This is a genomic window from Acidobacteriota bacterium, from assembly GCA_009861545.1.
Classification (GTDB): domain Bacteria; phylum Acidobacteriota; class Vicinamibacteria; order Vicinamibacterales; family UBA8438; genus WTFV01.
In genome coordinates this window covers 26207-50573 of the sequence record VXME01000146.1, presented here as the reverse complement: position 1 = coordinate 50573, position 24367 = coordinate 26207, and the positions used below count along the sequence as shown (strand labels likewise).

General features: G+C 69.5%; 21 protein-coding genes and 1 tRNA gene. 12 read left to right on the top strand and 10 right to left on the bottom strand.

All coding sequences use genetic code 11. The annotated features are described in order from the left end of the window. Positions 1-72 precede the first annotated feature (72 nt). On the top strand, positions 73-1629 hold the full coding sequence (locus F4X11_22660; protein ID MYN67795.1) for a hypothetical protein: 1557 nt from the start codon (positions 73-75) through the stop codon (positions 1627-1629). Between the two features lie 144 nt (positions 1630-1773). Here F4X11_22660 and F4X11_22655 read toward each other — a convergent pair. Further along, a tRNA-Pro gene (locus tag F4X11_22655) sits at positions 1774-1850 on the bottom strand. Positions 1851-1969: 119 nt separating this feature from the next. On the opposite strand from F4X11_22655, the gene hemH reads away from it, so the two are divergent. Then, complete coding sequence (gene hemH, locus F4X11_22650; protein MYN67794.1) at positions 1970-2992, top strand: ferrochelatase; 1023 nt, start codon at positions 1970-1972, stop codon at positions 2990-2992. 44 nt (positions 2993-3036) lie between these two features. Here the strand turns inward: hemH and F4X11_22645 are convergent, their stop codons facing one another. Both F4X11_22645 and F4X11_22640 read right to left on the bottom strand, forming a co-directional pair. Beyond that, a complete protein-coding gene (locus F4X11_22645) occupies positions 3037-3468 on the bottom strand; it encodes a BrxA/BrxB family bacilliredoxin (protein MYN67793.1) in 432 nt (143 codons plus the stop codon). A gap of 52 nt (positions 3469-3520) precedes the next feature. After that, a complete protein-coding gene (locus tag F4X11_22640; protein ID MYN67792.1) occupies positions 3521-4990 on the bottom strand; it encodes a sodium-dependent transporter in 1470 nt (489 codons plus the stop codon). A gap of 98 nt (positions 4991-5088) precedes the next feature. Between F4X11_22640 and F4X11_22635 the strand changes: the two genes are divergently transcribed. The 3 genes from F4X11_22635 (at position 5089) to clpB (ending at position 9833) form a co-directional block, all read left to right on the top strand. Further along, positions 5089-6768: a carboxypeptidase regulatory-like domain-containing protein gene (locus F4X11_22635; protein MYN67791.1), complete on the top strand. Its 1680-nt coding sequence runs from the start codon at positions 5089-5091 to the stop codon at positions 6766-6768. A gap of 91 nt (positions 6769-6859) precedes the next feature. Continuing rightward, a complete protein-coding gene (locus tag F4X11_22630) occupies positions 6860-7198 on the top strand; it encodes a MerR family transcriptional regulator (GenBank protein ID MYN67790.1) in 339 nt (112 codons plus the stop codon). Between the two features lie 43 nt (positions 7199-7241). Next, the gene (gene clpB / locus F4X11_22625; GenBank protein MYN67789.1) at positions 7242-9833 is read left to right on the top strand and encodes an ATP-dependent chaperone ClpB; all 2592 of its coding nucleotides are present in this window, start codon (positions 7242-7244) and stop codon (positions 9831-9833) included. On the opposite strand, the gene F4X11_22620 is transcribed toward clpB, so the two are convergent. From F4X11_22620 to F4X11_22610, 3 genes are all read right to left on the bottom strand, one after another. After that, positions 9814-10023, bottom strand: a complete 210-nt coding sequence (locus tag F4X11_22620) for a CDGSH iron-sulfur domain-containing protein (GenBank protein MYN67788.1) — start codon at positions 10021-10023, stop codon at positions 9814-9816. The two genes, clpB and F4X11_22620, sit on opposite strands and share 20 nt — an antisense overlap. Continuing rightward, a complete protein-coding gene (rho, locus tag F4X11_22615) occupies positions 10020-11381 on the bottom strand; it encodes a transcription termination factor Rho (protein ID MYN67787.1) in 1362 nt (453 codons plus the stop codon). Before rho ends, F4X11_22620 begins: the two co-directional genes overlap by 4 nt. Positions 11382-11720: 339 nt before the next feature. Beyond that, positions 11721-12098, bottom strand: coding sequence for a CoA-binding protein (locus F4X11_22610; GenBank protein MYN67786.1), 378 nt, complete (start codon positions 12096-12098; stop codon positions 11721-11723). On the opposite strand from F4X11_22610, the gene F4X11_22605 reads away from it, so the two are divergent. Further along, positions 12082-13884, top strand: a complete 1803-nt coding sequence (locus F4X11_22605; GenBank protein MYN67785.1) for a glycosyltransferase family 39 protein — start codon at positions 12082-12084, stop codon at positions 13882-13884. The two genes, F4X11_22610 and F4X11_22605, sit on opposite strands and share 17 nt — an antisense overlap. A gap of 28 nt (positions 13885-13912) precedes the next feature. On the opposite strand, the gene coaD is transcribed toward F4X11_22605, so the two are convergent. From coaD to F4X11_22585, 4 genes are read right to left on the bottom strand one after another with little or no spacing between them, the layout of a single operon-like run. Beyond that, positions 13913-14428, bottom strand: coding sequence for a pantetheine-phosphate adenylyltransferase (gene coaD, locus F4X11_22600; protein ID MYN67784.1), 516 nt, complete (start codon positions 14426-14428; stop codon positions 13913-13915). Beyond that, positions 14409-14960: a 16S rRNA (guanine(966)-N(2))-methyltransferase RsmD gene (gene rsmD / locus F4X11_22595; protein MYN67783.1), complete on the bottom strand. Its 552-nt coding sequence runs from the start codon at positions 14958-14960 to the stop codon at positions 14409-14411. Before rsmD ends, coaD begins: the two co-directional genes overlap by 20 nt. 6 nt (positions 14961-14966) lie before the next feature. Then, positions 14967-17084: an ATP-dependent DNA helicase RecG gene (gene recG / locus F4X11_22590; GenBank protein ID MYN67782.1), complete on the bottom strand. Its 2118-nt coding sequence runs from the start codon at positions 17082-17084 to the stop codon at positions 14967-14969. 3 nt (positions 17085-17087) lie between these two features. Continuing rightward, on the bottom strand, positions 17088-17678 hold the full coding sequence (locus tag F4X11_22585) for a hypothetical protein (protein MYN67781.1): 591 nt from the start codon (positions 17676-17678) through the stop codon (positions 17088-17090). Between the two features lie 119 nt (positions 17679-17797). Here F4X11_22585 and lexA point away from each other — a divergent pair, with 119 nt between their 5' ends. From lexA to F4X11_22555, 6 genes are all read left to right on the top strand, one after another. After that, positions 17798-18403 (top strand): transcriptional repressor LexA, encoded by a 606-nt coding sequence (gene lexA / locus F4X11_22580; protein MYN67780.1) that lies wholly within the window; start codon positions 17798-17800, stop codon positions 18401-18403. Positions 18404-18479: 76 nt separating this feature from the next. Further along, positions 18480-18815 (top strand): DUF3467 domain-containing protein, encoded by a 336-nt coding sequence (locus tag F4X11_22575; GenBank protein ID MYN67779.1) that lies wholly within the window; start codon positions 18480-18482, stop codon positions 18813-18815. 8 nt (positions 18816-18823) lie between these two features. Next, positions 18824-19222 carry a metallopeptidase family protein gene (locus F4X11_22570; GenBank protein MYN67778.1) on the top strand — a complete coding sequence of 133 codons (399 nt, stop codon included), beginning with the start codon at positions 18824-18826 and terminating at the stop codon, positions 19220-19222. 10 nt (positions 19223-19232) lie between these two features. Next, complete coding sequence (gene rsmA / locus F4X11_22565; GenBank protein ID MYN67777.1) at positions 19233-20066, top strand: ribosomal RNA small subunit methyltransferase A; 834 nt, start codon at positions 19233-19235, stop codon at positions 20064-20066. A gap of 183 nt (positions 20067-20249) precedes the next feature. Then, positions 20250-21926, top strand: coding sequence for a ribonuclease J (locus F4X11_22560; GenBank protein MYN67776.1), 1677 nt, complete (start codon positions 20250-20252; stop codon positions 21924-21926). A gap of 3 nt (positions 21927-21929) precedes the next feature. Then, positions 21930-24320 carry a DNA translocase FtsK gene (locus F4X11_22555; GenBank protein ID MYN67775.1) on the top strand — a complete coding sequence of 797 codons (2391 nt, stop codon included), beginning with the start codon at positions 21930-21932 and terminating at the stop codon, positions 24318-24320. Positions 24321-24367 lie beyond the last annotated feature (47 nt).

Below are 24367 nucleotides of genomic sequence, written 5' to 3'. Positions count from 1 at the left end.
GCTTCGCCGCGGTCGGGAATCCGGTCGTCCGGGCCGGCGCATATGCTAACCTGCCGTGCTATGGAGGTTCCCATGAGATCCGTAATCTGTCTGTTGGCTGCCCTGTTGCTGGCCACTCCCGCCGGTGCGCAGTTCACCGAGGTCGGTTCGCTCGACTTCCCGACCTCCGCGCGTTCCGAAGAAGCGCAACGCCATTTCCTGCGGGGCGTGGCCATTCTCCACAGCTTCGGCTGGAAGCAGGCCATCGAGCAGTTCCAGGCGGCGCAGGCCATCGAGCCGGACTTCGCACTGGCCTACTGGGGCGAAACGCTGAGCTACAACCATCCGCTCTTCGGCGGCGGCCCCAACCTCGACGAGGCCAATCCCCGGGCGGTGCTCGCACGCCTGGGCCCGACCCGCGCGGCACGCGCCGCCAAGGCGCCGACCGACCGGGAGAAGGGCTTTCTCGAAGCGGTCGAGGTGTTGTGGAGCGATGAGGGCGCCTACAACGAGCGACGCGTCGGCTACATGGAGGCGATGGGCCGGCTCTACGACCGCCATCCCGACGACCACGAGGTGGCCACCTTCTACGCGCTGTCGATGCTGGCCGGTTCACGGGCGCTCGGCGATCAGTCGTTGCGGCTCGAGGTCCGGGCGGGCAACATCGCGATGAAGGTCTTCCACGCCAATCCGGACCATCCGGGAGCGCCGCACTACACGATTCACGCCTTCGACGACCCGATCCACGCGCCCCTGGCGCTCGACGCCGCACGCCGTTACGCCGAGATCGCGCCGGCCGTCTCGCACGCGCGCCACATGCCCACCCACATCTTCATCCAGCACGGCATGTGGGATCTCGTTTCGAACCACAACCAGTCGGCCCACGACGCGGCCCGCGCCCTGTGGGAGCCGGGCGACAGCGTCGGCGACGCCGTCCACTCGCTCGACTGGGGCCAGTACGGCGATCTGCAGCGCGGCGACTACGACAAGGCGCAAGTCTGGATCGAGCGCCTGGAGCAGCTCATCGACGAGAGCGAGGGACAGGCCCGCGCGGTCAGCACCCTGCCCCTGGTGAACGCCCGGTACGTGGTCGAGACCGAGCGGTGGCGCACCGAGCCGATCACCGAGGACTCGTCCATGCACGAGCTGCTGGCCACCGGACTCAGCGCCGTGCGCAAGGGTGATCTGACGCTGGCGCGCCAGGCCGAGGCGGCGCTCGCGGCGCGGGCCGCTGACGGCGGGACGCAGGACCGGATCGCCCACAAGGAAGTCGCGGCGTCGATTCTGGCAGCGGAAGGCGACCAGGACGGGGCGACGGCGCTGATGGACGAGGCGATTGCCGTCGTCGAAACGCTGCGACTGCCCAACGGCGCAGCCAGCCCGGTCAAGCCTCCCTACGAGCTGTACGGAGAGATCCTGCTTCAGCTCGGCCGCCCCGCTGACGCGCTGGCAAAGTTCGATACGTCGCTGCTGCGGATGCCGAATCGCATGCGCTCGCTGCTGGGAGCCGCCCGCTCGGCCGCCGCGAGTGGAGACCGGGTCACGGCCCGGGAGCGCTACGGCGCGCTTGTCGATTTCTGGGTGGGTGCGGCCGACGAGGCGGGCTACGCCGAGGCGCGCCAGTTCCTGGCGGCGACGAACGAGAACTGATGCAAGCGCCGTGGCCGACCGTTGCCGGTCCTGCGCACCCGATGCACACGGCCGGCAACGGGCGGCGGCGCATCTCGTTGCCGTCCGTCAGGCGGCGGCGTGACCTTGTCGCTACCGAAGATCAGCGCGAAAGCGGGAAGGAAGTGGTCGGGGCGAGAGGATTTGAACCTCCGACCCCTCGGTCCCGAACCGAGTGCTCTACCAGGCTGAGCCACGCCCCGACACAGAACGTCATTGTAACACCACTGGCATCAGCGCGTAGCGATGCCGTACGGCCGGGCGCGGTCCAGGCCCAGCGTGTCACCGGCCCGGCGGTGCTCGCAGACCACGATTCTCCGCCATGCCCTGGAACGCCTGTCCCTTCGATGCCGTGCTGCTGATCAGCTTCGGCGGGCCGCTGCGCCGCGCCGACATCCGGCCGTTCCTGCAGAACGTGCTCCGGGGACGAAGAGTACCGCCGGCCCGCCTCGAGGCGGTGGTGCAACACTACGAGCTGTTCGACGGCGTGTCGCCGCTCACCGCGATCACCCGGCGGCAGGCGGAGGGGTTGCGCGCACGTCTCGCCGCGACCGGCCCGAAGCTGCCGGTCTTCGTCGGCATGCGCAACTGGCACCCGTTTCTCGACGACACCCTGGAGGAGATGGCGGCGGCGGGAATCGAACGGGCGCTCGGCATCGTCCTGGCTGCGCACCACAGCTACTCGAGCTGCGGGCAGTACCGCCAGAACGTCGCGCAGGCCCGGCAGGAGCTGCGGGCGCGCGCGGCGGCCGACGTCGAGGTGCTGTTCGCGCCCGGCTGGCACACGCACCGCGGGTTCGTCGAAGCCAACGCCCGACGAATCGCTGCCGCCCGACGCCAGCTTCCCGACGCCGTGCGGCAGGCCGCCCGCATCGTCTTCACCGCACACAGCATCCCGACGGCGATGGCGGCGGCGTCTCGCTACGAGACGGACCTGCGGGAGACGGCCGAACGCGTGGCCGCCCGCCTGGAGACCGACGACTGGGTGTTGGCGTACCAGAGCCGGAGTGGACGGCCCGAGGACCCCTGGCTGGAGCCGGACGTCTGCGAGTATCTCCGCGCCGCGCACGACCGCGGCCTGCGGGCGGCGGTCATCGCTCCCATCGGGTTCGTGGCCGATCACATCGAGGTGCTGTACGACCTCGACACGGAAGCGGCCGAGGTCTGCCGCGACCTCGGCCTGCCGATGCGCCGCGCGGCCGCGGTCAACGACCACCCCGCCTTCATCGACACGCTGGCCGACGTGACGCAACGCGCCTGCGAGCAAGCCCGCTGCCGGCGGCCGTTGCCGATCGTGCCCGCGTCGCCGCCCGCCCGCCTCGAGCCTCCACCGCCGGCCCGCTGACGGAACGGGCAGCGCGGCCTCACCGTCGCTGCGCGGTCCGGTCTCTACGCGACGGCCGCCGGCGCACAGTGCTTGTCGAACGCGGCGGTCAGATCCCGGGCGATGACATCGGCCTCCCGGTTCTCGATCTGGTGCCGCTCCATCATGTAGATCAGCTTGCCGTCCCGCAGGAGGGCAACGGCGGGCGAGGACGGCGGATAACCGGTGAGGTACTCCCGCGCGCGCTGCGTCGCCTCGACGTCGGCGCCGGCGAACACGGTGGCGACCACGTCCGGCCGGGTCCCGTGCTGCAGCGCCAGCGCCACACCCGGGCGTGCCCTGCCGGCCGCGCAGCCGCAGACGGAGTTGACCACCAGCATCAGGGTGCCGGACTGTCCGGCCACCGCGTCGTCCACGTCCTTGGCGGTCCGCAGCTCCTTGACGCCGAGCCGGGTCAATTCCTCGCGCATCGGGGCGATGAAGAACTCTGGATACACGTTCGGTCTCCTTTCGCATTACGCGCGCCTGCAGGGGACGCGCGATTCGTCATCAACCCACAAGCGTAGCACGGTCCGCCGCGCTCCGCTCGGCGAGGCGGCGGTTGAACGCCCAGAGAACTGCCAGTGCGATGCCCCACTGCGCCACGCAGGTGCCGACGCTGTATACCCGCAGGGGATTCCACCAGCCCTCCGGGTCGTACACCGTCGCTGCCTGATACATCCACCAGCCGAACATCACCGCGAACTCCACCGGCACCAGATACTTCAGGATCCACGCCCAGACCGCACCGACCCGGCGCCCCGACGAATGGGTGTTGACGAGCTCGTCGCGGAAGCGGTCGACCCCGTAGCGCAGGGTCGCAATGGCGATGAACACGCCGCTGACCATCAGCGCCAGTCCCCAGACCCAGTCCTGGTTCTCGAAGACCGCGAGGCTGACCGCCGACGGCAGGCCGCAGACGACGGCCGCGCCGACCACGAGCGGCACGGCGCGAGACCGGGCGGCCCCCGCGTCGATGAGCACGCGCGTCCCGAGCTCCACCATCGCGATCAGCGACGAGAGTGCGGCGCAGAACATGGCCAGGAAGAAGAGCGGCAGGAACAGTCCGCCGGCCGGCATGCGGGCGAACACCTGCGGAATCCAGATGAACGTGAGTCCGGTGTTTCCCGCGGCCAGCGCCTCGCCCGCCTCGCCCGCCGGCAGGATGGCGAAGGCGGCCGGCAGGATCGCCATCGCGGCGAGCAGCGACGCCACGTTGTTGCCCAGACCGATCGTCGCGGCGTTGGTGACGACGTCGTCGCTCTCGCGCACGTATATGGCGTAGCAGAGAATGAGCCCCCACCCGGCGCCGGTCGACCACGCCGACTGGGTCAATGCCTCCAGCCAGGTCCGGTAATTCGTCAGGGCGCTCAGATCCGGCGTGAACAGATAGGCCAGTCCCTCGCCGGCCCCCGGCAGCGTGACCGCCCGCGCCACGGCGAACAGCAGCAGCACGAACAGTAGCGGGATGAGTATCCGGTTCGCCCGCTCGATGCCGCCGATCACGCCGCGCGCCACGACGAAACCCGCACCGGCCACCGCCAGCACGTGAAACAGCACCGGCTGCCACACCGACGTGCTGTACGCATCCCAGTAGGCCGCGGCGTCGACGCCGGCGAGTTCGCCCGTCGATGCCGCGACCGCGTACTTCAGCATCCACCCGGTGACGACCGAGTAGTAGAACATGATCATCACGCTCGTCACTGCGACGAAGCCGCCCATCCATGCGGTCCGCCCCCCGGTCAGCTTCGCGAACGCGCCGATCGGCCCCCGGCGCGCGCCCCGGCCGAGCCCGAACTCGGCGATCAGCAGCGGAATGGACCAGGTGAACAGGAACAGCAGCCACGGAATGAGGAACGCGCCGCCGCCGTTCTCGGCCGCGATACGCGGAAAGCGCCACAGGTTGCCGGTGCCGACGGCCATTCCGAGACCGGCCAGGATGATGCCCCAGCGCGAGGAGAAGAAATCGGACGTCTTCATCGAATGCTCCTGATGCGTTGCAGCTACAGTGTAGGCGGAACCGCCGCCGCCACGCCGGCGGTTCCGCATCCGGCTCGACTGTGGTATCTAGTGCACTCATGTCCACGCGAGACTGCGTGCGCTTGTTCGCACGGTTGCTCGCGTGCGCGGCGGCCGCGGGGATTCTCCACGCTGCATCCCCGCAGGCGCAGCCGCCGCGCGATCGCGTGCTCCGTTCGGCGGCCGAACGGGTCGCGATTCGCGGGCAGGTCATCGCGGCGGACACGGGCGCCCCGCTCACGCGGGCCCGGGTGAGGGCGTTCCCGCGTCCCGGCTCCCCCGGCGGCAACGCGACGACGGACGCGAGCGGCCGCTACGAGCTGCTCGTGCCGCCGGGGCTCTACACGATCCAGGCGAGCAAGCCGGCCTACATGACGCTCAGCTATGGCCAGCGGCGGGCCTTCGAGCGGGGCACCCTCGTCGAGGTCCGCGCCGGAGACGCGTTGGACGACGTCAGCTTCGTGCTGCCGCGCGGTGCCGTCATCACCGGCGCCATCTTCGAGCCGTTCGGGGAGCCCGCCGTCAACGTGGGCGTCCGGGTCCTGCGCTACGAGTTCAGGGACGGCGGCTGGCGTCTCGAGCAGGCCGGCGGCGGATTCGGCATGCGCACCGACGACCGCGGCACGTTCCGCGTCTACGGTCTCCCGCCCGGCGCCTACTATGTCGAGGCGTCGCCGTTCACGTTTTTCTCGGGTCGACTCGGCGAGCGCGAGTACGCACCGACGTTCTACCCGGGGACGACGAGCATCGAGGCCGCGCAACTCGTCGAGGTCGACGCCGGGGAGGAAGCCACCATCGACTTTCCTCTCACGACGGTGTTGACTGCCACGGTGTCGGGTCACGTCGTCGACGAGTACGGCCGGCCGGTGACCGGCGTGCCCTCGGTCAGCCTGATTCGGGACGGAACGTCCGGCGCGGCCGGCAGCCGCTCCTCCGGCCGCCTGGAGGCCGACGGCCGCTTCGTCATCGATACGGTAGCGCCCGGCCGCTACATCGCCTACGCCTCGGAGACCGGGGAGCCCGGCCGCACCCGCTTCGCCACCGCCGAGGTGTCGGTCTCCGGCGAGCGGGTCGACGGCGTCTGGTTGACGCTGACGTCCGGCGCCTCGGCCCGCGGACAGATCTTCTTCGAGTCGCAGGTTGCGCCGGACTTCACGCCGGATACGCTCCAGCCGTTCACCATGCCGCGCGGCAGCGGCCTGCAGCTTCCGGTAGGCCGCGGCATCGGCCACGTCAACGACGACTGGAGCTTCGAGATTCGCGGCATGGCGGGAGCGCAACTGGTCCGGCTGGCCGGACTGCCCCAAGGCTGGAGGTTGCGCACCGTGGCGCTCGCCGGCCGGGACATCACCGACACGCCGATCGTGTTCTCCCGGCAGATGCCGACGACGGGGCTGCAGATTCTGCTGACCGACCGGTCGAGCACGCTGACCGGCGTCGCTCTCGACGCCCTGGGGCGAGCCACCACGGACTACACGGTGGTAATCTTTCCCGAAGACATCAATCTCCGCGTTTTTCCTTCCCGCTTCGTACGCTCCGCGCGCCCGAACCAGGAGGGCGCGTTCGAGATTTCCGGCCTGCCGCCGTCCCGCTATCTCGCCTACGCGGCGCAGGCCATCCCGCGGAGCGCCTGGACGAACCTGGAGTATCTCGCCGGGATCGCACCGGCCGCGGAGCCCTTCTCGCTCGGCGACGGCGAGACCCGCCGCATCTCCCTCGCGTTGCGCGCGGCGCCGTAGCAGCCCGCGGCGACAGCCTGCCGCGGCGCGCCGGAACACCGCGCTAACTTTATACGTCTCATATCAATGTATATAGTCGAGGCGACGCATCATGAGCGAAATCCTCTTCATCAGCACCGCCTCGCGCCTGCTGGGCATGCATCCGCAGACGCTCCGCAAGTACGAGCGTCTGGGACTGGTGCGCCCCGACCGCACCGTCGGCAGCATGCGGCTCTACTCGACGGAACAGATCGAGCGCCTGCGCTTCATCAAGCATCTGGTCGACGAGCGCGGGATCAATCTCGCCGGCGTGCGGCATCTGCTCGCGGTGGCCGACGCGGTGCAGCGGCTCCGGCCGCTCGCCGGCGGCGATGCGCTGAGCAGACGCGGCGGGCATCGCCGCCTCCTGCGGGAGCTGCAGCATCTGAGCGAGCTGGTCGGGTTGCCGTGAGCGCGGAAGGACGCATGCGGTCGACGCCTCGAGGACCATTGCCATGAACATCAATCGATTGACCGAAAAAGCCCAGGAGGCCGTCGTCGCGGCCCAGCAGCTCGCCGAGCGGGCGGGCCATCCGCAAATCGAGCCGGAGCACCTGCTGCTGACCCTGATCGAGCAGCATGAAGGCGTCGTGCCCGCGCTGCTGCGGAAGCTGGCGGTCGATCCGGCGTCCCTGGCCGCCGCCGCCCGCGCCGGCCTGGATCGGCTGCCTGCGGCGACCGGCGGCGCGCCCCCGGCGCCCTCCGCCGGCCTCCGCAGCGTGCTGACCACCGCGAGCAGCGAGGCGGAGCGCCTGACCGACGAGTACGTCAGCACGGAGCACCTCTTCCTGGCCCTGGCGACCGAGCAGGGCGCCGCCCCGGCAGCCGGCCTGCTGTCCGAGCACGGGGTCGGCAAGGACCGGCTCTACGAGGCGCTGACCGCGGTCCGCGGCTCCCACCGGGTGACCGACCAGCATCCCGAAGGGAAGTACCAGGCGCTCGAACGCTACGCCCGCGATCTGACCGCGCTGGCCCGCGGCGCCAGGCTCGATCCCGTCATCGGCCGGGACGAGGAGATCCGGCGGGTCATCCAGGTGCTTTCGCGCCGGACCAAGAACAACCCGGTCCTCATCGGCGAGCCGGGCGTCGGCAAGACCGCGATCGTGGAAGGCCTGGCCCAGCGCATCGTGCGCGGAGACGTGCCCGAGGGACTCGACGACAAGCGTCTGGTCGCCCTCGACATGGGGGCCCTCATCGCCGGCGCCAAGTACCGCGGCGAGTTCGAGGAGCGCCTCAAGGCGGTGCTCAAGGAGATCACCGACGCCGACGGCCGCATCGTGCTCTTCATCGACGAGTTGCACACGGTGGTCGGCGCGGGCGCGTCCGAGGGCGCGATCGACGCCTCGAACATGCTCAAGCCGCTGCTCGCCCGGGGCGAGCTGCACACCATCGGGGCGACGACCCTCGACGAGTACCGCAAGTACATCGAGAAGGACGCGGCGCTCGAGCGTCGCTTCCAGCCCGTGCTCGTCGCCGAGCCGACGGTCGAGGACACCATCAGCGTGCTGCGCGGCCTGCGCGAGCGGTACGAGATCCACCACGGGGTGAAGTTCAAGGACGCCGCCCTGGTCGCCGCCGCGGTGCTCTCGAACCGCTACATCAGCGACCGCTTTCTGCCGGACAAGGCCATCGACCTGATCGACGAGGCGGCCTCGAAGCTGCGCACCGAGATCGACTCGCTGCCGGTGGAGCTCGACGAGGTCGAACGCCGCATCATGCAACTGGAGATCGAGCGCGAGGCGCTGCGCAAGGAGACCGACGACGCCTCGCGCGGCCGCCTCGGGCGCCTGGAGAAGGAGCTGGCCGATCTGCAGGAGGAACGCCATCGCCTGCGCACGCAGTGGGAGCACGAAAAGGCGGAGATTCAGGGCGCGCGCGGCATCCAGGGCGAGCTCGAGACCCTGCGGCACGAAGTGGAACGGGCGCAGCGAGAGGGCAACTACGCCCGCGCGTCCGAGTTGCAGTACGGACGGCTTCCGGAGCTCGAGCGGCAGTTGCAGCGGCGCCGCGACACGGCCGCATCCGGCTCACGCATGTTGAAGGAAGAGGTGGACGAGCAGGACATCGCCGCCGTCGTGAGCAAGTGGACGCACATTCCGGTCAGCCGGCTCGTGGAGGGCGAGATCGAGAAGCTCGTCCGGATGGAGGATCGGCTCCGGAAGCGCGTGATCGGCCAGGACGACGCCGTCACGGCGGTATCCAACGCGGTACGCCGCGCCCGCGCGGGCCTGCAGGACCCGGACCGCCCGCTCGGCAGCTTCATCTTCCTCGGGCCGACCGGCGTCGGAAAGACGGAGCTTGCGCGGGCCCTGGCCGAGTTCCTCTTCGACGACGAACGGTCCATGGTGCGCATCGACATGTCGGAGTATCAGGAGAAGCACTCCATTTCGCGGCTGGTCGGCGCCCCGCCCGGCTACGTCGGCCATGACGAGGCGGGCCAGCTCACCGAGGCCGTGCGGCGGCGTCCCTACTCGGTGGTGCTGTTCGACGAGATCGAGAAGGCCCACCCGGACGTGCTCAACGTCATGCTGCAGCTTCTGGACGACGGCCGCCTGACCGACGGCAAGGGGCGGACGGTCGATTTCCGGAACGTCGTCGTCATCATGACCTCGAACCTGGGCAGCGAGTTCATCGCCGCCCGCGCCACCGACGGCTCCGACCTGGACGAGGATACGCGGCGGCGGATCGACGACGTGGTGCGACGGCACTTCCGGCCCGAGTTTCTCAACCGCGTCGACGAGATCATCGTCTTTCACGCCCTCGCACGGGGCCATCTGGCGGACATCGCGGCCATCCAGCTCGCCCATCTCGGACGGCGGCTGGCCGAGCGCCGGATCACGATCGAGGCGACCGACGGCGCATTGCGTTGCTTGATCGACGAGGGATACGACCCCGCGTACGGGGCGCGGCCGTTGCGCCGGACGATCCAGCGCCGCGTGCTCGACCCGCTGGCGATGGACCTGCTCCGGGGCGACTTCGCGGACGGCGATACCGTGGTCGTCGACCACGGCGCGGACGGGCTGACGTTCACGCGCCCGCGCGGGTAGCCGCCTCGAAGCCCTCCCGGTTGTGGGAACCGTCGCAGAACGGCTTGTTCCCGGAGTGTCCGCAGCGGCACAGCGTAAACGGCCGGCGCGTGATCGGAAACTCGTTGCCGTCGGCGTCCACCACCCGCACGTCGTCGCCGTCGACCAGGCAGGGACCGTTGTCTCGAATTCGAATCGTCGCCATCGTCATCCCATCTTCTGCATCGACGCCAGGAAGTCGGCGTTCGATCGCGTCTTGCCCATCTTGTCCAGCAGCAGCTCCATCGCCTCCACCGACGACAGCGGATTGAGGACCTTCCGCAGGACCCATACGCGGTTGAGGTCCTCCTTGCCGAGCAGCAGCTCTTCCTTGCGGGTGCCGCTCTTCTGGATGTCGATGGCGGGAAAGACCCGCTTGTCCACCAGCTTCCGGTCGAGGTGGATCTCCATGTTGCCGGTGCCCTTGAACTCTTCGAAGATCACGTCGTCCATGCGCGACCCCGTGTCCACGAGCGCCGTCGCCATGATGGTCAGCGAACCGCCTTCCTCGATGTTGCGGGCCGCCCCGAAAAACCGCTTCGGCTTCTGCAGCGCATTCGAATCCAGACCGCCGGAGAGCACCTTGCCGGACGGCGGAATCACGGTGTTGTAGGCGCGTGCGAGACGGGTTATCGAGTCGAGGAGAATGAAGACGTCCTTGCGGTGCTCCACCAGGCGCTTGGCCTTTTCGATGACCATCTCCGCCACCTGCACGTGCCGCTGGGCCGGCTCGTCGAAGGTCGACGAAATGACTTCGCCGTCCACCGAACGCTGCATGTCGGTCACCTCTTCCGGGCGCTCGTCGATGAGCAGGACGATGAGGTAGACCTCGGCGTGGTTGCGCGCGATGGACTGCGCGATGTTCTGCAGGAGCATCGTCTTGCCCGTGCGCGGGGCCGCCACGATGAGACCGCGCTGGCCCTTGCCGATCGGCGTCATCAGATCCATGACGCGAGCCGACAGGTTGTCCGGCGCGGTCTCGAGCTGTGCCCGGTCCTGGGGGTACAAGGGCGTCAGGTTCTCGAAGAAGATCTTGTCGCGGGCCTGATCGGGCGACTCGAAGTTGACCGCCTCGACCTTGATGAGCGCGAAGTAGCGCTCCCCTTCCTTCGGCGGCCGGATCTGGCCGGACACCGTGTCGCCCGTCTGCAGGTCGAACTTGCGGATCTGCGACGGCGACACGTAGATGTCGTCGGGACCCGGCAGGTAGTTGTAGTCGGGCGCGCGCAGGAAGCCGAAACCGTCGGGCAGGACCTCGAGCACGCCTTCCGAGAAGATGAATCCGCTCTGCTCGGTCTGCGCCTTGAGGATCTGGAAGATCAGCTCCTGCTTGCGCATGCCGGTCGCGCCGGCGACGTTCAGGTCCTTCGCCACCTGGGTGAGCGCACCGATGCTCATTTCCTTCAGCTCGCCGATGTTGAGCGTGTCCTTGCCGCGGCGGGTGGGCCGGGACGCCTCGGCGGGCGCTGCTTCCGTGGCGGTGGCGCCCTGGGGGGGGCGCGAGGATGAGCGTTTGTTGTTGGTCGGCATGTCTTGGCTAGAACTCTCGGTTACGGGTTGACGTCGGGGCCGTGACGGCCAGGTTGAGGATGGGAGGGGCGGTTCTCCGGGACGCGTCCCGGAGCAGGGTCACAGGTTTCCGGTATCCGTTCTCGTCGCGTCCCGACTCGGGCTCGTCCCGTCCGGCTCGACCGGACGCAACGCTCTCATGGCAGATTGCTGAAACACCGGGCCGTCTGAATGCTCACGCGTCGACGAGATGCAACGGTCGGCTTGGAGGATGCGTTCAACGCCGTGCTGAGGAGTAGCATAGAAAGCTGGCTGGAAGCTGTCAACCCCGGCGGTGCCGTGGCACCCTCCCCCGTTGTGTCAGTAGAGCGCGGGCGACTCGTCGACGGCCAGGATGCTGCACTGCAGGCGGGTGTCGAGCCCGAGAGCCCTTGCCCGCACCAGCAGCGAGTCGCTCTCGGCGCCCGGGTTCACCCAGAGCTCGGCAATCCCCTTGGCGGCGATCTCCGGCAGCACCTCCTCGCCCACCGCCGGGTGGACGTAGAGCGTCGCCACGTCCAGGGGACCCGGTACGTCGGCCACCGAGCCGTACGCCGGCAAGCCTTCGATCCGGCGCGCGGCGCGGGCGCAACGGGGATTGATCGGCACCACCTCGTGTCCGGCGTGCCGGAGCGCCCGGACCGCCTTGTTCCCGAACTTGGCGCGATCCTCGGAGGCGCCGATGACTGCGACCCGCATGGTTTCAGTGTCGCAGGTCCCGTGCGCCGCGGCAACCCAGGCACGGATCGGCACCGGGCGGGATGTACAATCCGCCGCGGTGTCACGCCACGCGGTGATTCTCGCCGGCGTCTGCATCCTGACGTTCTTCGTCGGGCTCGGGCGGCCGGCCCTGACCGACTCCGACGAAGCCTTCTACGCCGAGAGCGCCCGCGAGATGATCGAGCGGGGCGACTGGCTCACGCCCTACTACAACGGCCAGCCGCGCTTCGAGAAGCCGGTGCTCTACTACTGGCTGGTTGCCGTTACCTACGTGGCGGCGGGACCCTCCCCCGGCGCGGCGCGGTTTCCCGCCGCGCTGGCCGGGGTCGGCCTGGTGCTGGTCACCTTCGCCTGCGCGCGGCGCTGGTACGACGCGCCGACCGCCCTGCTGGCCGGCCTCATCGGGGCGACCAGCGCGGGCATCGTCGCAATGGCCCGTCAGGCGCTGCCCGATCTGCCCCTCGCCTTCTTCGTGACGCTGTCCGTCTGGGCGGCGCTCGTCGCCCTGCTCGAGGATCCGCCAGGGTCGCCCGGACCTCGCCCGCGCCGCGCCTGGCTGCTCCTGGCCGCGCTGGCCGCAGGCGCCGCGTGTCTCGTGAAGGGCCCTGTCGGTCCGGCACTCGCCGCACTGGTCGTGCTACCCCTCGCCGCACTGGACTGGCGGCGCCACGGCCTGCCGTCCCGGGCGACGCGGATCGACTTGGCGCTTGCCGCCGCGCTCTTTCTGCTCGTGACCGCGCCCTGGTACGCCGCGATGGCGATCGAGCACGGCGCCGGGTATCTGGAGCGGTTCTTCCTTGCCGAGAATCTCGAGCGTTACGCCTCGGATCGCTACAACGCGCCGCGGCCGGCGTGGTACTACCTGCCCATAATCGCCGGCGGCCTGCTTCCGTGGTCCCCGTTCATGCTTCTGTGGGCGCCGGCGGCACGAGAGAGCTGGCGCCGCCGGATCCTCGACCAGCGCGTGCTGCGGCTGGCGGTCTGGGCGGCGGCGCCGCTGGCCTTCTACACGCTGTCCGTCGGCAAGCAGCCGCGTTACATCCTGCCGCTTCTGGCGCCCCTGGCCATCCTCCTCGCGCGCGCAGTGACGCGGTCCCTGGAGGGGACACCCGCCAGGCGGCGTGCTCTGGCAACTCTCGGCGCCGCGACGGGCGTCGTGGTCATGGTCATCGGCGGGCTCGTGTACCGCGCCCGGCCGCTTCTGGTCGAATGGAACGAACCGGCCACCCTGAGCGTGGCGCTCGCGGTCTTCCTGGCCGGCGGGGCCGTTGCCGCGTTCTCGGTGGGCGCGTGGCGGCAGGGGCCGGACGCAACGGCGCGGGCCGGGGTGATTCCGACGCTCGTCGCCGCCGCCGCGGTGGTCATGGCCGTCGGGGCGCACCTGGTCGTGCTGGCGTCCCCCGGTCCGTCCCCCGTCGAGCGCATGGCCGCCATGCTCGCGGTCGAGCGCAACGCCGGCGAGCCCTACGGGCGCCACCGGGTGTTCGACCGCAACCTCGTGTACTACATGCGCACGGCGCACGTGGAGCTGCCCGTGCTGCCGGCGGCGTACGATTTCCTGCGTTCACCCGGGCGGGTGCTGTGCGTGCTGCGGGCAGAGGATGCCGCGCGGCTCCGACAGGACGGCCTGCGGCTGCAGCGCCTGGGAGAGGTGCGCTATCTGAACACCGGCAACCTCAACCTGCGCACCCTGCTCGACCCCGACCCGCAACGCTACCTGCAGCGTGTGGTGCTGGTCGCCAACCGCCAGGAGTCTGCGCCGTAGGAAACGGTGCGGATTATCGGGCCACGAGTCAGACGTTCAGGCCCGGGGCGCGCGCGCCGGCCTTCTGGCGGAGGCGCGTCTCCACCACTTCCGGCACCAGTCCGTCCAACGAGCCCCCCAGGGCGAAGACTTCCTTGGCGAGTCGGGAGCTGAGATAGGTGTACCTCTCGTCCGGCATCATGAAGACCGTTTCTATCGACTGGCTGAGCCGCCGGTTCATGAGCGCCATCTGCATCTCGAATTCAAAGTCGGAGATCGCCCGCAGCCCGCGAACGATCACGTCCGCCCCGCGGCGCTCCGCATAGTGCACGAGCAGGCCGTTGAACACCTCCACCTCGACGTTGGCATCCTGCCGGAACACCTGGCGCGCGATCTCGACCCGCTCCTCCACCGAGAACAGCGGGGACTTGTCCATGTTGACCAGGATCGCGATGACGATCCGGTCGAACAGCAGCGCGCCGCGACGGATGATGTCGACGTGGCCGTTGGTCAACGGGTCGAACGACCCCGGATAGACGGCCAGCCTACTCCTTGGCTCTGACATGGAAATCGAGGACGCTGTCGCCGGCCCGCACCCGACGCGTATGCCGCAACGGTTCCACGGTCACCCTCCCGGCCCGCCGCGTCCGCTCCACGACTACCTGACCGCCGGCGGCGGTGTGCCGGCCGGCAGCGGACAGTATGGCACCTATCGCGCGGTCATCATACTCGTACGGCGGATCCAGCAGCACCAGATCGAAGGTGATGGCGGCGTCCAGCCTCTCCAGCGCGCCTGGCAGCGTGCCGCGCACCACCCGGCTCCGGGCGGCGACGCCGCAGCGTTCCAGATTGGTTTCGATCAGCGCGACGGCCCGCGCGTCGCGGTCGACGAACGTGACGCCGGCGGCGCCGCGGCTGAGTGCTTCCAACCCGAGCGCGCCGGTTCCCGCGCAGCCGTCCAGGACCAGCGCGCCGGCGACGTCGCCTGCGAGGATGTTGAACAGGGTCTCACGCAACCGGTCCGACGTCGGTCGCAGGCCGGACCAGGTCGGAGACGGCAGGCGACGCCCCTTCAGCTCCCCGCCGATGATGCGCATCCTGTCTCAGGCCACCCCGGCCAGCCCGAAGCGGCGGGTCCAGGCGCCGCGCACGGCGTCGAGTCGCGGACCGGTCGCTTCCGCGCCGCCGATCCACGCGGCCGCCGCGCGTCGAGCCTCCTCCATCAGCCGGTGATCGCGCAACAGATCGCCGACCCGGAACAACGGGACGCCGGACTGCCTGGTGCCGAAGAAGTCGCCCGGGCCGCGCAGCTCCAGATCGCGCTCCGCGATCTCGAATCCGTCGGTCGTCCCCGCCAGCGCCCGCAGCCGGGCCTCGGCCGCATCGGAGAGCCGCGCGGCGTGCATCAGGACGCAGCAGGCCCGGGCCGCGCCACGCCCCACGCGGCCGCGCAACTGGTGCAGCTGGGCCAGCCCGAAACGCTCGGCCTGCTCTATCACCATCACGGTCGCGTTCGGCACGTCGATGCCCACCTCGATCACCGTCGTCGCAACCAGCACATCGATCCGCCCGGCCGCGAACGCCGCCATCGTCCGCTCGCGCTCGCCGGTCGCAATGCGGCCGTGGACCAGGCCGACCCGGGCGTCCGGGAACACGCGCGCCTGCAGCTCCGCGGCCATCTCCGTCGCCGCTCTCAGGTCCAGTTTCTCCGATTCCTCGACGAGCGGGTAGACGACGAACGCCTGCCGTCCCGCGCGCAGCTCCGTGCGAACGAGGTCGTAGGTCTCGGTGCGGCGCGCCTCGCTGCGTATCAGCGTCTTCACCGGATGCCGGCCGGGAAGGCGCTCCCTGATCTCGGAAACGTCCAGGTCGCCGTACGCGGTCAGGGCCAGGGTCCGTGGAATCGGCGTGGCCGTCATCACGAGCACGTCCGGATCGAGGCCCTTGTCGCGCAGGATCGCACGCTGAACGACGCCGAAGCGGTGCTGCTCGTCGACGATCGCGAGGCCCAGGGCCCTGAACCGGACGTCGCCCTGCACGAGCGCGTGGGTGCCCACGACGAGCTGCGACGCGCCGTTGGCGATGCGGCTGCCGGCCTCGCGCCGCGTCCGCGCCGGGAGCGTGCCGGTCAGCAGAGCGGCGGCGAAACGCGACTGCGACAGCACGCGGCTGATGCTCGCGTAGTGCTGCTCGGCGAGGATCTCGGTCGGCGCCATGAACGCCACCTGCAGTCCGTTTTCCATGGCGACGAGCGCCGCGAGCAGCGCGACTATGGTCTTGCCCGAGCCGACGTCGCCCTGCAGCAGGCGGTTCATCGACCGCGGGCGCTGCAGGTCCTCGACGATCTCCTTCAGGGCCTGCCGCTGATGCCCCGTCAGGCGGAACGGGAGCAGGTCCCGGGCAGCCTGCCGGATCCGGTCGTCGACGACGATTCGCCGCGGCTTGACGCGGGTGTCCGACTCGCGCCGCCGCAACAGCAGGCCGACCTGGAAGAAGAAGAACTCCTCGAAGACCAGACGCTGCTGCGCGGGCGTCCCGAAGCGGTCGAGTGCCTCGATGGAGGTCCCGGGCGGCGGAAAGTGCGCATCGGCAAGCGCCTGCCGGCGCGGCGGCGCGCCGAGCGAGCGGCGGACGCCGTCGGGCAGCGGGTCGTCCACCTCCGCCGGCAGGCGCTGGAGTGCGTCGTGGACGACGCGACGAAGCGACTTCGGCGTCAGCGACCCGACCTTCTCGTAGACGGGCACGATGCGCCCGGTGTGGATCGGCTCGCCCCTTGCGTCGTCCTCCTCGTCGGACACGATTTCATGGTCCGGATTGGTGATCTGCAGGCCCCCGGTCGGACGCCGGTCGACCCGGCCGTGCAGCACGACCTGCTGCCGCGCCGCGAAGACGTCCTTGAGGAACGCCTGGTTCAGGAAGGCGACGCGCACGCGGCCGGATGCGTCCTGAACGAGCATCTCGAAGATGCGGAACCCCGGCCGGCGCGTCGTACGCAGACCGCAGCTCAGCACCGTGCCGCTGATCGTGGTCGCTTCGCCGGGGCGCAGGTCGCGGATCGATTGCAGGATCGCCCGGTCCTCGTAGCGGCGAGGCAGGGTCAGGAGCAGATCCTCGACGGTCTGCACGCCGACTGAAGCGAGGTCCGCGGCGCGCCGCGGACCGACGCCCTTCAGGTACTGGACAGGCGTCTGCAGCGCGTCAGCGGCGGCGGCAGACCGCATCGCTCACTGGACGACCACGGTCCGCCGCGACTCGACGCGCACGGCGTCGATGCCGCTCGGAAGCGGAATCGGTTCGCTCACGTCGATCCCGTCGGGATACTGATCCGACCGGGTGTAGACCTGCACCAGTTCGGCCACGAGGGTCGCCGGCACCGGAAGCGCTCCGACCCGCGCCGATTCGATCCGGATCGTCAGCGTACGGCGGGACGACTGCACGATGCCGATCGCCGTGACGGGCACGCTTCCGCTCAGGAAGCGGAGGGGATTGAGCGGCCCCGGCGACTGCTGCTCGCGCACCGCATCCAGATCGACGGTGGCGGTGACCGTCAGGCGTCCGCCCGCCTCCATGCGCAACTCCGGATCGGCCAGTCCCGGCGGCAGGCTGTCAGCGGCCTGAAATCGCAGAAAGCCGGCCACCGCCCGTTCGGTGATGATTACCTCGCGGGGCTCGCCGCGACGCGGCGTGGCGGCATTGAGCAGAATGCGGCCCAGCGCCGATTCGAACTCGCGGCCGTCGGCGGCGGTCGGAGGCCCGCCCTGCGGAGCCGGCGCCGCCGCCCCGAGCATCACCATCGCGGCAACTATCCAGTTCACCCCGAAACTGTAGCATGCGGCGCGGATCCCGCGGCGGCGCCGCCGCCTTGATGTTCGCCTTTTGTTTGCTGTAAAGTAGTGAGTCCGACGCCCGTGTCGACACGCCATGAGGAGGCACCGTGCAACCGCTCACGAGGCGACAGCGAGAGATCCTCGATTACCTCACCGAGTTCATCCAGCACCACGGCTACAGTCCGAGCCTGGAGGAGATCGGCCGGCGTTTCGGGCTCTCCTCGCTCGCCACCGTGCACAAGCACCTGACGAATCTGCAGGAGAAGGGTTTCATCAAGCGCGCCTGGAACCGCAGCCGCTCCGTGGAGCTGGTGCCGACGGGTATCGGCGGACGCGCGATCGAGCTCCCGTTGCAGGGCTACGTCGCCGCCGGCGATCCCATCGAGGCGGTGGTCTCTCCGGAGACCGTCGCGGTCCCCGAGAATCTCACGGGCATGCGCGCCACGTATGCGCTCCGGGTGCGTGGCCAGTCCATGATCGACGAGCAGATCCGCGACGGCGACATCGTGATCGTCGAAGATCGCCGGACCGCGGAGAACGGCGAGATGGTGATTGCCCTGCTCGACGCGTCCGAGGCGACGCTCAAGACCTTCTACCGGGAGGAAGGGCGCATCCGCCTGCAACCGGCGAATCCCGCCATGCAGCCGCTCGTGGTGGACGCCGGGCGGGTACAGATACAGGGCGTCGTCGTCGGCCTCATGAGAAGATACTGACCGCGCCCGCCGATCTCCGCGGGGCGTCATCGGCGCCCGGCCGGACGTCGAAGCGCATCAACCGAGGACGAGACAAATGCCCGAACGCAAGCAGATCAATTTCACGATAGTGCCGGACGAACCGAGCGACGTCGCACGCACGTACGCGAACTTCTGCGCCATCTCGCACACGCCCTTCGATTTCACCCTGACCTTCTGCGAGGTGCTGCCGCCCTCCGAAACCGAGGTGCGGGAGGCCGACGGCGACGAACGGCAGTCGGACGGGCCTCGTCAGCTCCGGGCGCCGGTCCGCGCCCGGATCGTCGTGCCGGCAGCGTTCATCCCGAGCCTGATCACCGCGCTGCAGGAGCACGCGCGCGCCTTCAGCGAGGCGCCTCCGAAGGTTGCCTCGCCGAGGGACGCGGTGCACTAGTCGAGGCCATGACCGACGAGCGGTTCGAGGAACTGGTGGCGGAAGCCTTCGAGCTGATTCCGCAACAGTTTCGCGAAGCGATGCGGAACGTCGCCCTGGTGATCGAGGACGAGCCCTCCCCGGAATTGCTCGCCGAACTGGGCATGGCCCCCCCGGAAACGCTGTACGGGCTCTATCAGGGGGTTTCCCTGGTGGAACGCGAGTGGGGTCAGTTGGCCGAGCTTCCAGACCAGGTCATCATCTTCCGCGATCCGATCCTGGAAGACGCCGAGGACGAGGACGATGTAGTACGCGCCGTCGGCGAGACGGTCATTCACGAGTTCGGCCACCATTTCGGGCTCAGCGAGGAGGAGATCGACGAGGCCGAAGCGATCTGGGCCGAAGAGACGTTCGGCGACCAGCGATGACCCGACGGGCATGGCGCGGCAACTCAAGCCTCGGCGACGGCTGGGGCAACACTTCCTGGAGCCGGCCTGGGTACGGAAGGTCGTGGACGTCGTCGCGCCGACGACGGAACAGGTCCTCCTCGAGATCGGGCCGGGCCGCGGAGCGCTCACCTTCGCGCTCGCGAACCGTGCAGGCCGGCTGCTGGCGGTCGAGCTGGACGAGAATCTCGTACAGCGGCTGAAGACCGGCGCTCCCGCCAACGTCGAAATCCGTCACGCCGACTTCCTGCAACTGGACCTGCACGAGGCGACGGCGAGCTTGCGCCGCGGCGCCGGCGGGCGGCCGGCGGACTCGGTGCGAGTCGTCGGGAATCTGCCGTACGGGGTCTCAGCCCCGATTCTGCTGCGTCTGCTCCACGACGCGCTCGCGGCGGGAATACGCGACGCGGTGGTCATGCTGCAGCGCGAGGTGGCCGAACGTGTCGTTGCCGGCGTCGGATCGCGGGCGTACGGTCCGCTGGCGGTCATGGCGTCCCTGCACGCCGACACCCGCTGGATGCTCGACGTGCCGCCCGGAGCATTCCGCCCGGCGCCGAAGGTCCGATCGGCGCTCGTCTCCCTGCGCTTTCGCGATCCGGTCCGCGCGCCCGTCGACGCGGCGGGCTTCGAGCTGCTGGTCCGTCGTCTGTTTACCCGACGCCGCAAGCAGGTGGTGAATGCCCTCGCCGCGTTCAACTCCTCCCCGGCGTTCGATCCGCTGTCGGTCTGCCGCGCCGCGGGTCTGTGCCCGACCCGTCGGCCGGGCACCCTCGACCTGCCGGAACTCATTGACCTGTCTGATGTTCTGGCCGCCATGCCAGACTGATCCCTGTGCTATACTGCGGTCCGTCTCTCCTGCCACTCGCGGGTTCCCCAGCAGCCCGCACATGGACCGTGGCGCCGGGCAGTCCCGTCCGGTTGCGCGCTCGACTTCGTCCCTTTCGGCGCGTCCGCCCCGGCCGTTGATGCGTTGATCGAGAGGTACCGCGGCTCCCGCGAGAGATCCGAGATGACCCGCGATTCCGGGCGCACGCCGCTGGTCGAGGTGCTGCTCCTCGGCGGCGTCGGCGAGTTCGGCATGAACATGATGGCCGTCCGCTGCGGGCCGGACAGCCTTCTGATCGACGCCGGGGTGATGTTCCCAGGCCCCGAGCACTTCGGCGTGGACCTCGTCATTCCCGACGTGCGCTCCCTCGCGGGAGAGCTCGGGCGGTTGTCGGCGCTGGTGCTGACGCACGGCCACGAGGACCATATCGGCGCCGTTCCCTACATCTGGGATCTGATCGACGGGCCCACGTACGGCACCCGGCTCACCCTCGCCCTGCTGGAGCGCAAGCTCGCCGAGCACGGCTGCGATACCGCCGGCCGCCTGGTGACGGTCGAGCCGTCGGAGACCGTGACCGCCGCCGGGCTCGACGTGGAGTTCGTGCAGGTCGCCCACAGCATTCCCGATTCCGTGGCGGTGGCCATCCACACGCCAGCCGGCACGCTGCTGCACAGCGGGGACTTCAAGTTCGATCAGACGCCTCTCGACGGCCGTCCCACCGATACCCATCGTCTGGCCGACCTGGGCCGGCGCGGCGTGCTGGCTCTTTTCGGGGACAGCACGAACGCGGCGCAGCCGGGCCACTCGGGATCCGAGCGGCACGTGGAGCCGGCGCTCGAGGAAGTATTCGCCGGCGCACCCCGGCGGCTCGTCGTGACCACCTTCTCGTCCAGCCTCCACCGGCTGCAGTTGCTCGTCGATCTTGCCGACCGTTTCGGCCGCCAGGTCGCGTTCGTCGGCCGGGGGGTCGTGGAGAATGCGGAGCTCGCCGCCAGGCTCGGCTATCTGCGCCTGCCCGCGGGCCTGCAGATCGCCGAGGCCGACGTCGCGCGCCTGCCGCCGGAGAGGGTGCTCTGCATCGTCACCGGCTCACAGGGCGAGCCGTTCTCCGCCCTTGCGCGGATGGCCGTCGGCGCCCATCGCCACGTTCGCCTGGAGGCGGGCGACGTCGTGGTCTTCTCCGCCCGCGCGATACCCGGCAACCGGCACGCCATCGATCGGTTGGTGAATCACATCGCCCGACGGGGCGCGCGGGTCGTCGACGAGCCGTCCAAACGGGTTCATGTCTCCGGGCACGGCAGCGAGGAGGACCTCAAGCTGCTGCTCTCGCTGATCAGCCCGCGCTGCTTCGTGCCGATACATGGAGAGTACCGCCATCTGGCGCACCATGCCCGGCTCGCCGAGCAGGTGTGCGGCGAGAGCGTGACGGTGCTGTTGGCCGAGAACAGCGATCGCATCTGCTTCGACGAATCGGGCGGTTGGATTGGCGAGCCGGTTCGTGCGGGGCGTGTGCTCATCGACGGAACGCGCAGCGGTCAGGTGGCCGACGAGGTTCTGCGCGACCGCCGGCACCTCGCCGTCGACGGAGTCGTAGTCGCCGTCCTGGCGGTGAACGCGCACGGCGGCGGCATCGAGCAGGCCACCGAGCTGATCACACGCGGGTTCGTCCTCGACGGGCCGACCGAGGCGCTGCTCGACGCCGCGACGGGCACGCTGCGGGCACTCGCCGCCGAGGCGAGCGTCGAGGAGCGCACGGACCAGGGGGTCATGGGCGAGCGGGTGCGGGTCGAGTTGCAGCGTTTCTTTCGCAAGCGGTGCGGCCGGCGGCCATTGGTGCTGCCGGTCATCCTGGAGATCTGAACTGTGGTAGCCACGACCCTGTCCCGTCGCGCAAGCGAGATATTCGGCGTCACCTTCTTCGCCAGCGCTCTCGTCTGGTTCGTGTCACTGGCGACCTACAATGCCGCCGACGCCGTCTGGTTCTTCTATCCCGGCGGAGCGACGCCGCCGATGAACCTGGTCGGCCAGGTCGGAGCCTTCCTGGCCGAGCTCTCCTACCAGGCTCTGGGGTTGACGGCGTTTCTGATTCCGGTGCAACTCGTCGTGCTCGGCTGGCACGCCTTCTGGTGCCGGCCTGTCGGTGGCGCCTACGCGAAGCTGCTCGGCCTCGGCGTGATCGTGGGGTGCAGCGCCGGGTTCCTGAGTCTTGCGGTGGGACACCTCGTGGAGTCGCCCCGCCCCATCGATGCAGGCGGATATCTTGGCGCGGTACTGACAGGCCTGCTGGCCGAGTATTTCAACCCGATCGGATCGAGCATCGTCATCCTGACCGCCCTGTTTCTGGCGGTGATGTTGTCGACCCAGTTCTCCCTGGGGCAGCTCTTTTCGGCCGTCTGGCGCGGTCTGGGCAGCCTCTCGCAGGCGGTGCGCGGGACGATCGGGAGCTGGTGGACGCGACGCCAGCGCGCGCGGCAGCGGCGGGACGTCGTCAACAAGCATCTGGCGAAGACCGGCTCGTCGTCCGCGCGCACCGAGATTCTGGCTCGCAGCCACGCTCCGGAACGTCCGCGGCGCACGCCGCGGAAGGCGACAACCGAACCGCGAGAGCCCGAGCCGGCACCGTCGGCCGGGGACCCGGCCGGGAACGTGGCTCTCGATTCGGAGCCGCCGCCCCCACCGGCTCCGCTGCCCGCGTCCGCGCCCCCGATATCGTCACCGCCCGAGCCACTCGAGCCCGTGCCCGCGCCTACGCCCGATCTGTCGATGCAGGAGCGGCGCAGCCGCTACACCTCGCCTCCGATCTCCCTGCTCGACTCGCCGCGAGCGATGCAGACCTTCGACGAACGCCAGCTCATGGACCGGGCCCATCTGCTCGAGGAGAAGTGCCGTGAGTTCTCCGTCGAGGGCTCCGTGGTGCAGATCCATCCAGGTCCGGTGGTCACGACCTTCGAGTTCAAGCCGGACGCCGGCGTCAAGTACAGTCGCGTCACCGGCCTCGCCGACGACCTGTGCCTGGCGATGCAGGCCGAGTCGGTGCTCATCGAGCGCATCCCCGGCAAGTCGACCGTGGGCATGCAGATCCCCAACGCGGAACGCGATCAGATCTCGCTGCGGGAGCTGCTGCAATCCGAACCGTACACGCAGTCGTCGTCGAAGCTGACGCTCGCGCTCGGCAAGACCATCCATGGCGAACCGGTCGTCGCCGATCTCGCCACCATGCCCCATCTGCTGATTGCCGGCGCCACCGGCACGGGCAAGTCCGTCGGCCTGAACGCGATGCTGACCAGCATCCTGTACCGGGCGACACCCGACGAGGTGCGGCTGATCATGATCGACCCGAAGCGCCTGGAGCTCGGGATGTACGCGGACATCCCTCACCTCCTGACGCCGGTCGTGGTCGATCCCAAGCAGGCCAACAATGCGCTCCGCTGGGCGGTTCGCGAGATGGAGGAACGGTACAAGCAGCTCGCCGCCGAGGGTGTGCGCAATATCGGCCAGTACAACCGGAACGTGCGCCGGCAGATCGAGGCGGGCGCCGGCGCCGCCCACACCGGTGGGGAAGGCGGCGAAGGTGCCGAGATGCCGACGCCCCTGCCCTACGTGATTCTCGCCATCGACGAGCTCGCCGACCTGATGATGGTGGCGAGCAAGGACGTCGAGGAATCGATAGCGCGTCTGGCCCAGATGGCGCGGGCGGTCGGGATTCACCTCATCCTGGCGACGCAGCGGCCGTCGGTCGACGTAATCACCGGACTGATCAAGGCGAATCTGCCCTCGCGCATCGCGTTCCGCGTGTCCTCGAAGGTCGACTCGCGCACCATTATCGACGGCAACGGCGCCGAGCAGCTTCTCGGAAAGGGAGACATGCTGTACCTGCCGCCGGCGTCGTCCCGTTGCGTCCGGCTGCACGGTCCGTACATATCGGAGCGCGAGACCGCACGTCTGTGCAGCTTCCTGCGCAAACAGGGCGCGCCCGGCTACGACGAGTCGATCACCGCCGACGAGAAGGCGCCGGAAGCGGCTCCGGTAGAGCACGACGACCTCTACGACCAGGCCGCGCGCATCATCGTCGGCAGCGGCCAGGCCTCCATCTCGTTTCTACAGCGGCGCCTCCGCATCGGTTTCAGCCGCGCTGCGCGCCTCGTCGACATGATGGAGGCGGACGGTCTGGTCTCCGCAGGAACCTCGGGCAAGCCGCGGGAGGTCCTGGTCAAGCCCGACTACTTCGATCAGGTCGATCTGCAGCTCCACTAGGAATCTGCGCCGCAGAAGCGGTGCAGCCCCCTGGGCAGCCGCGGTTG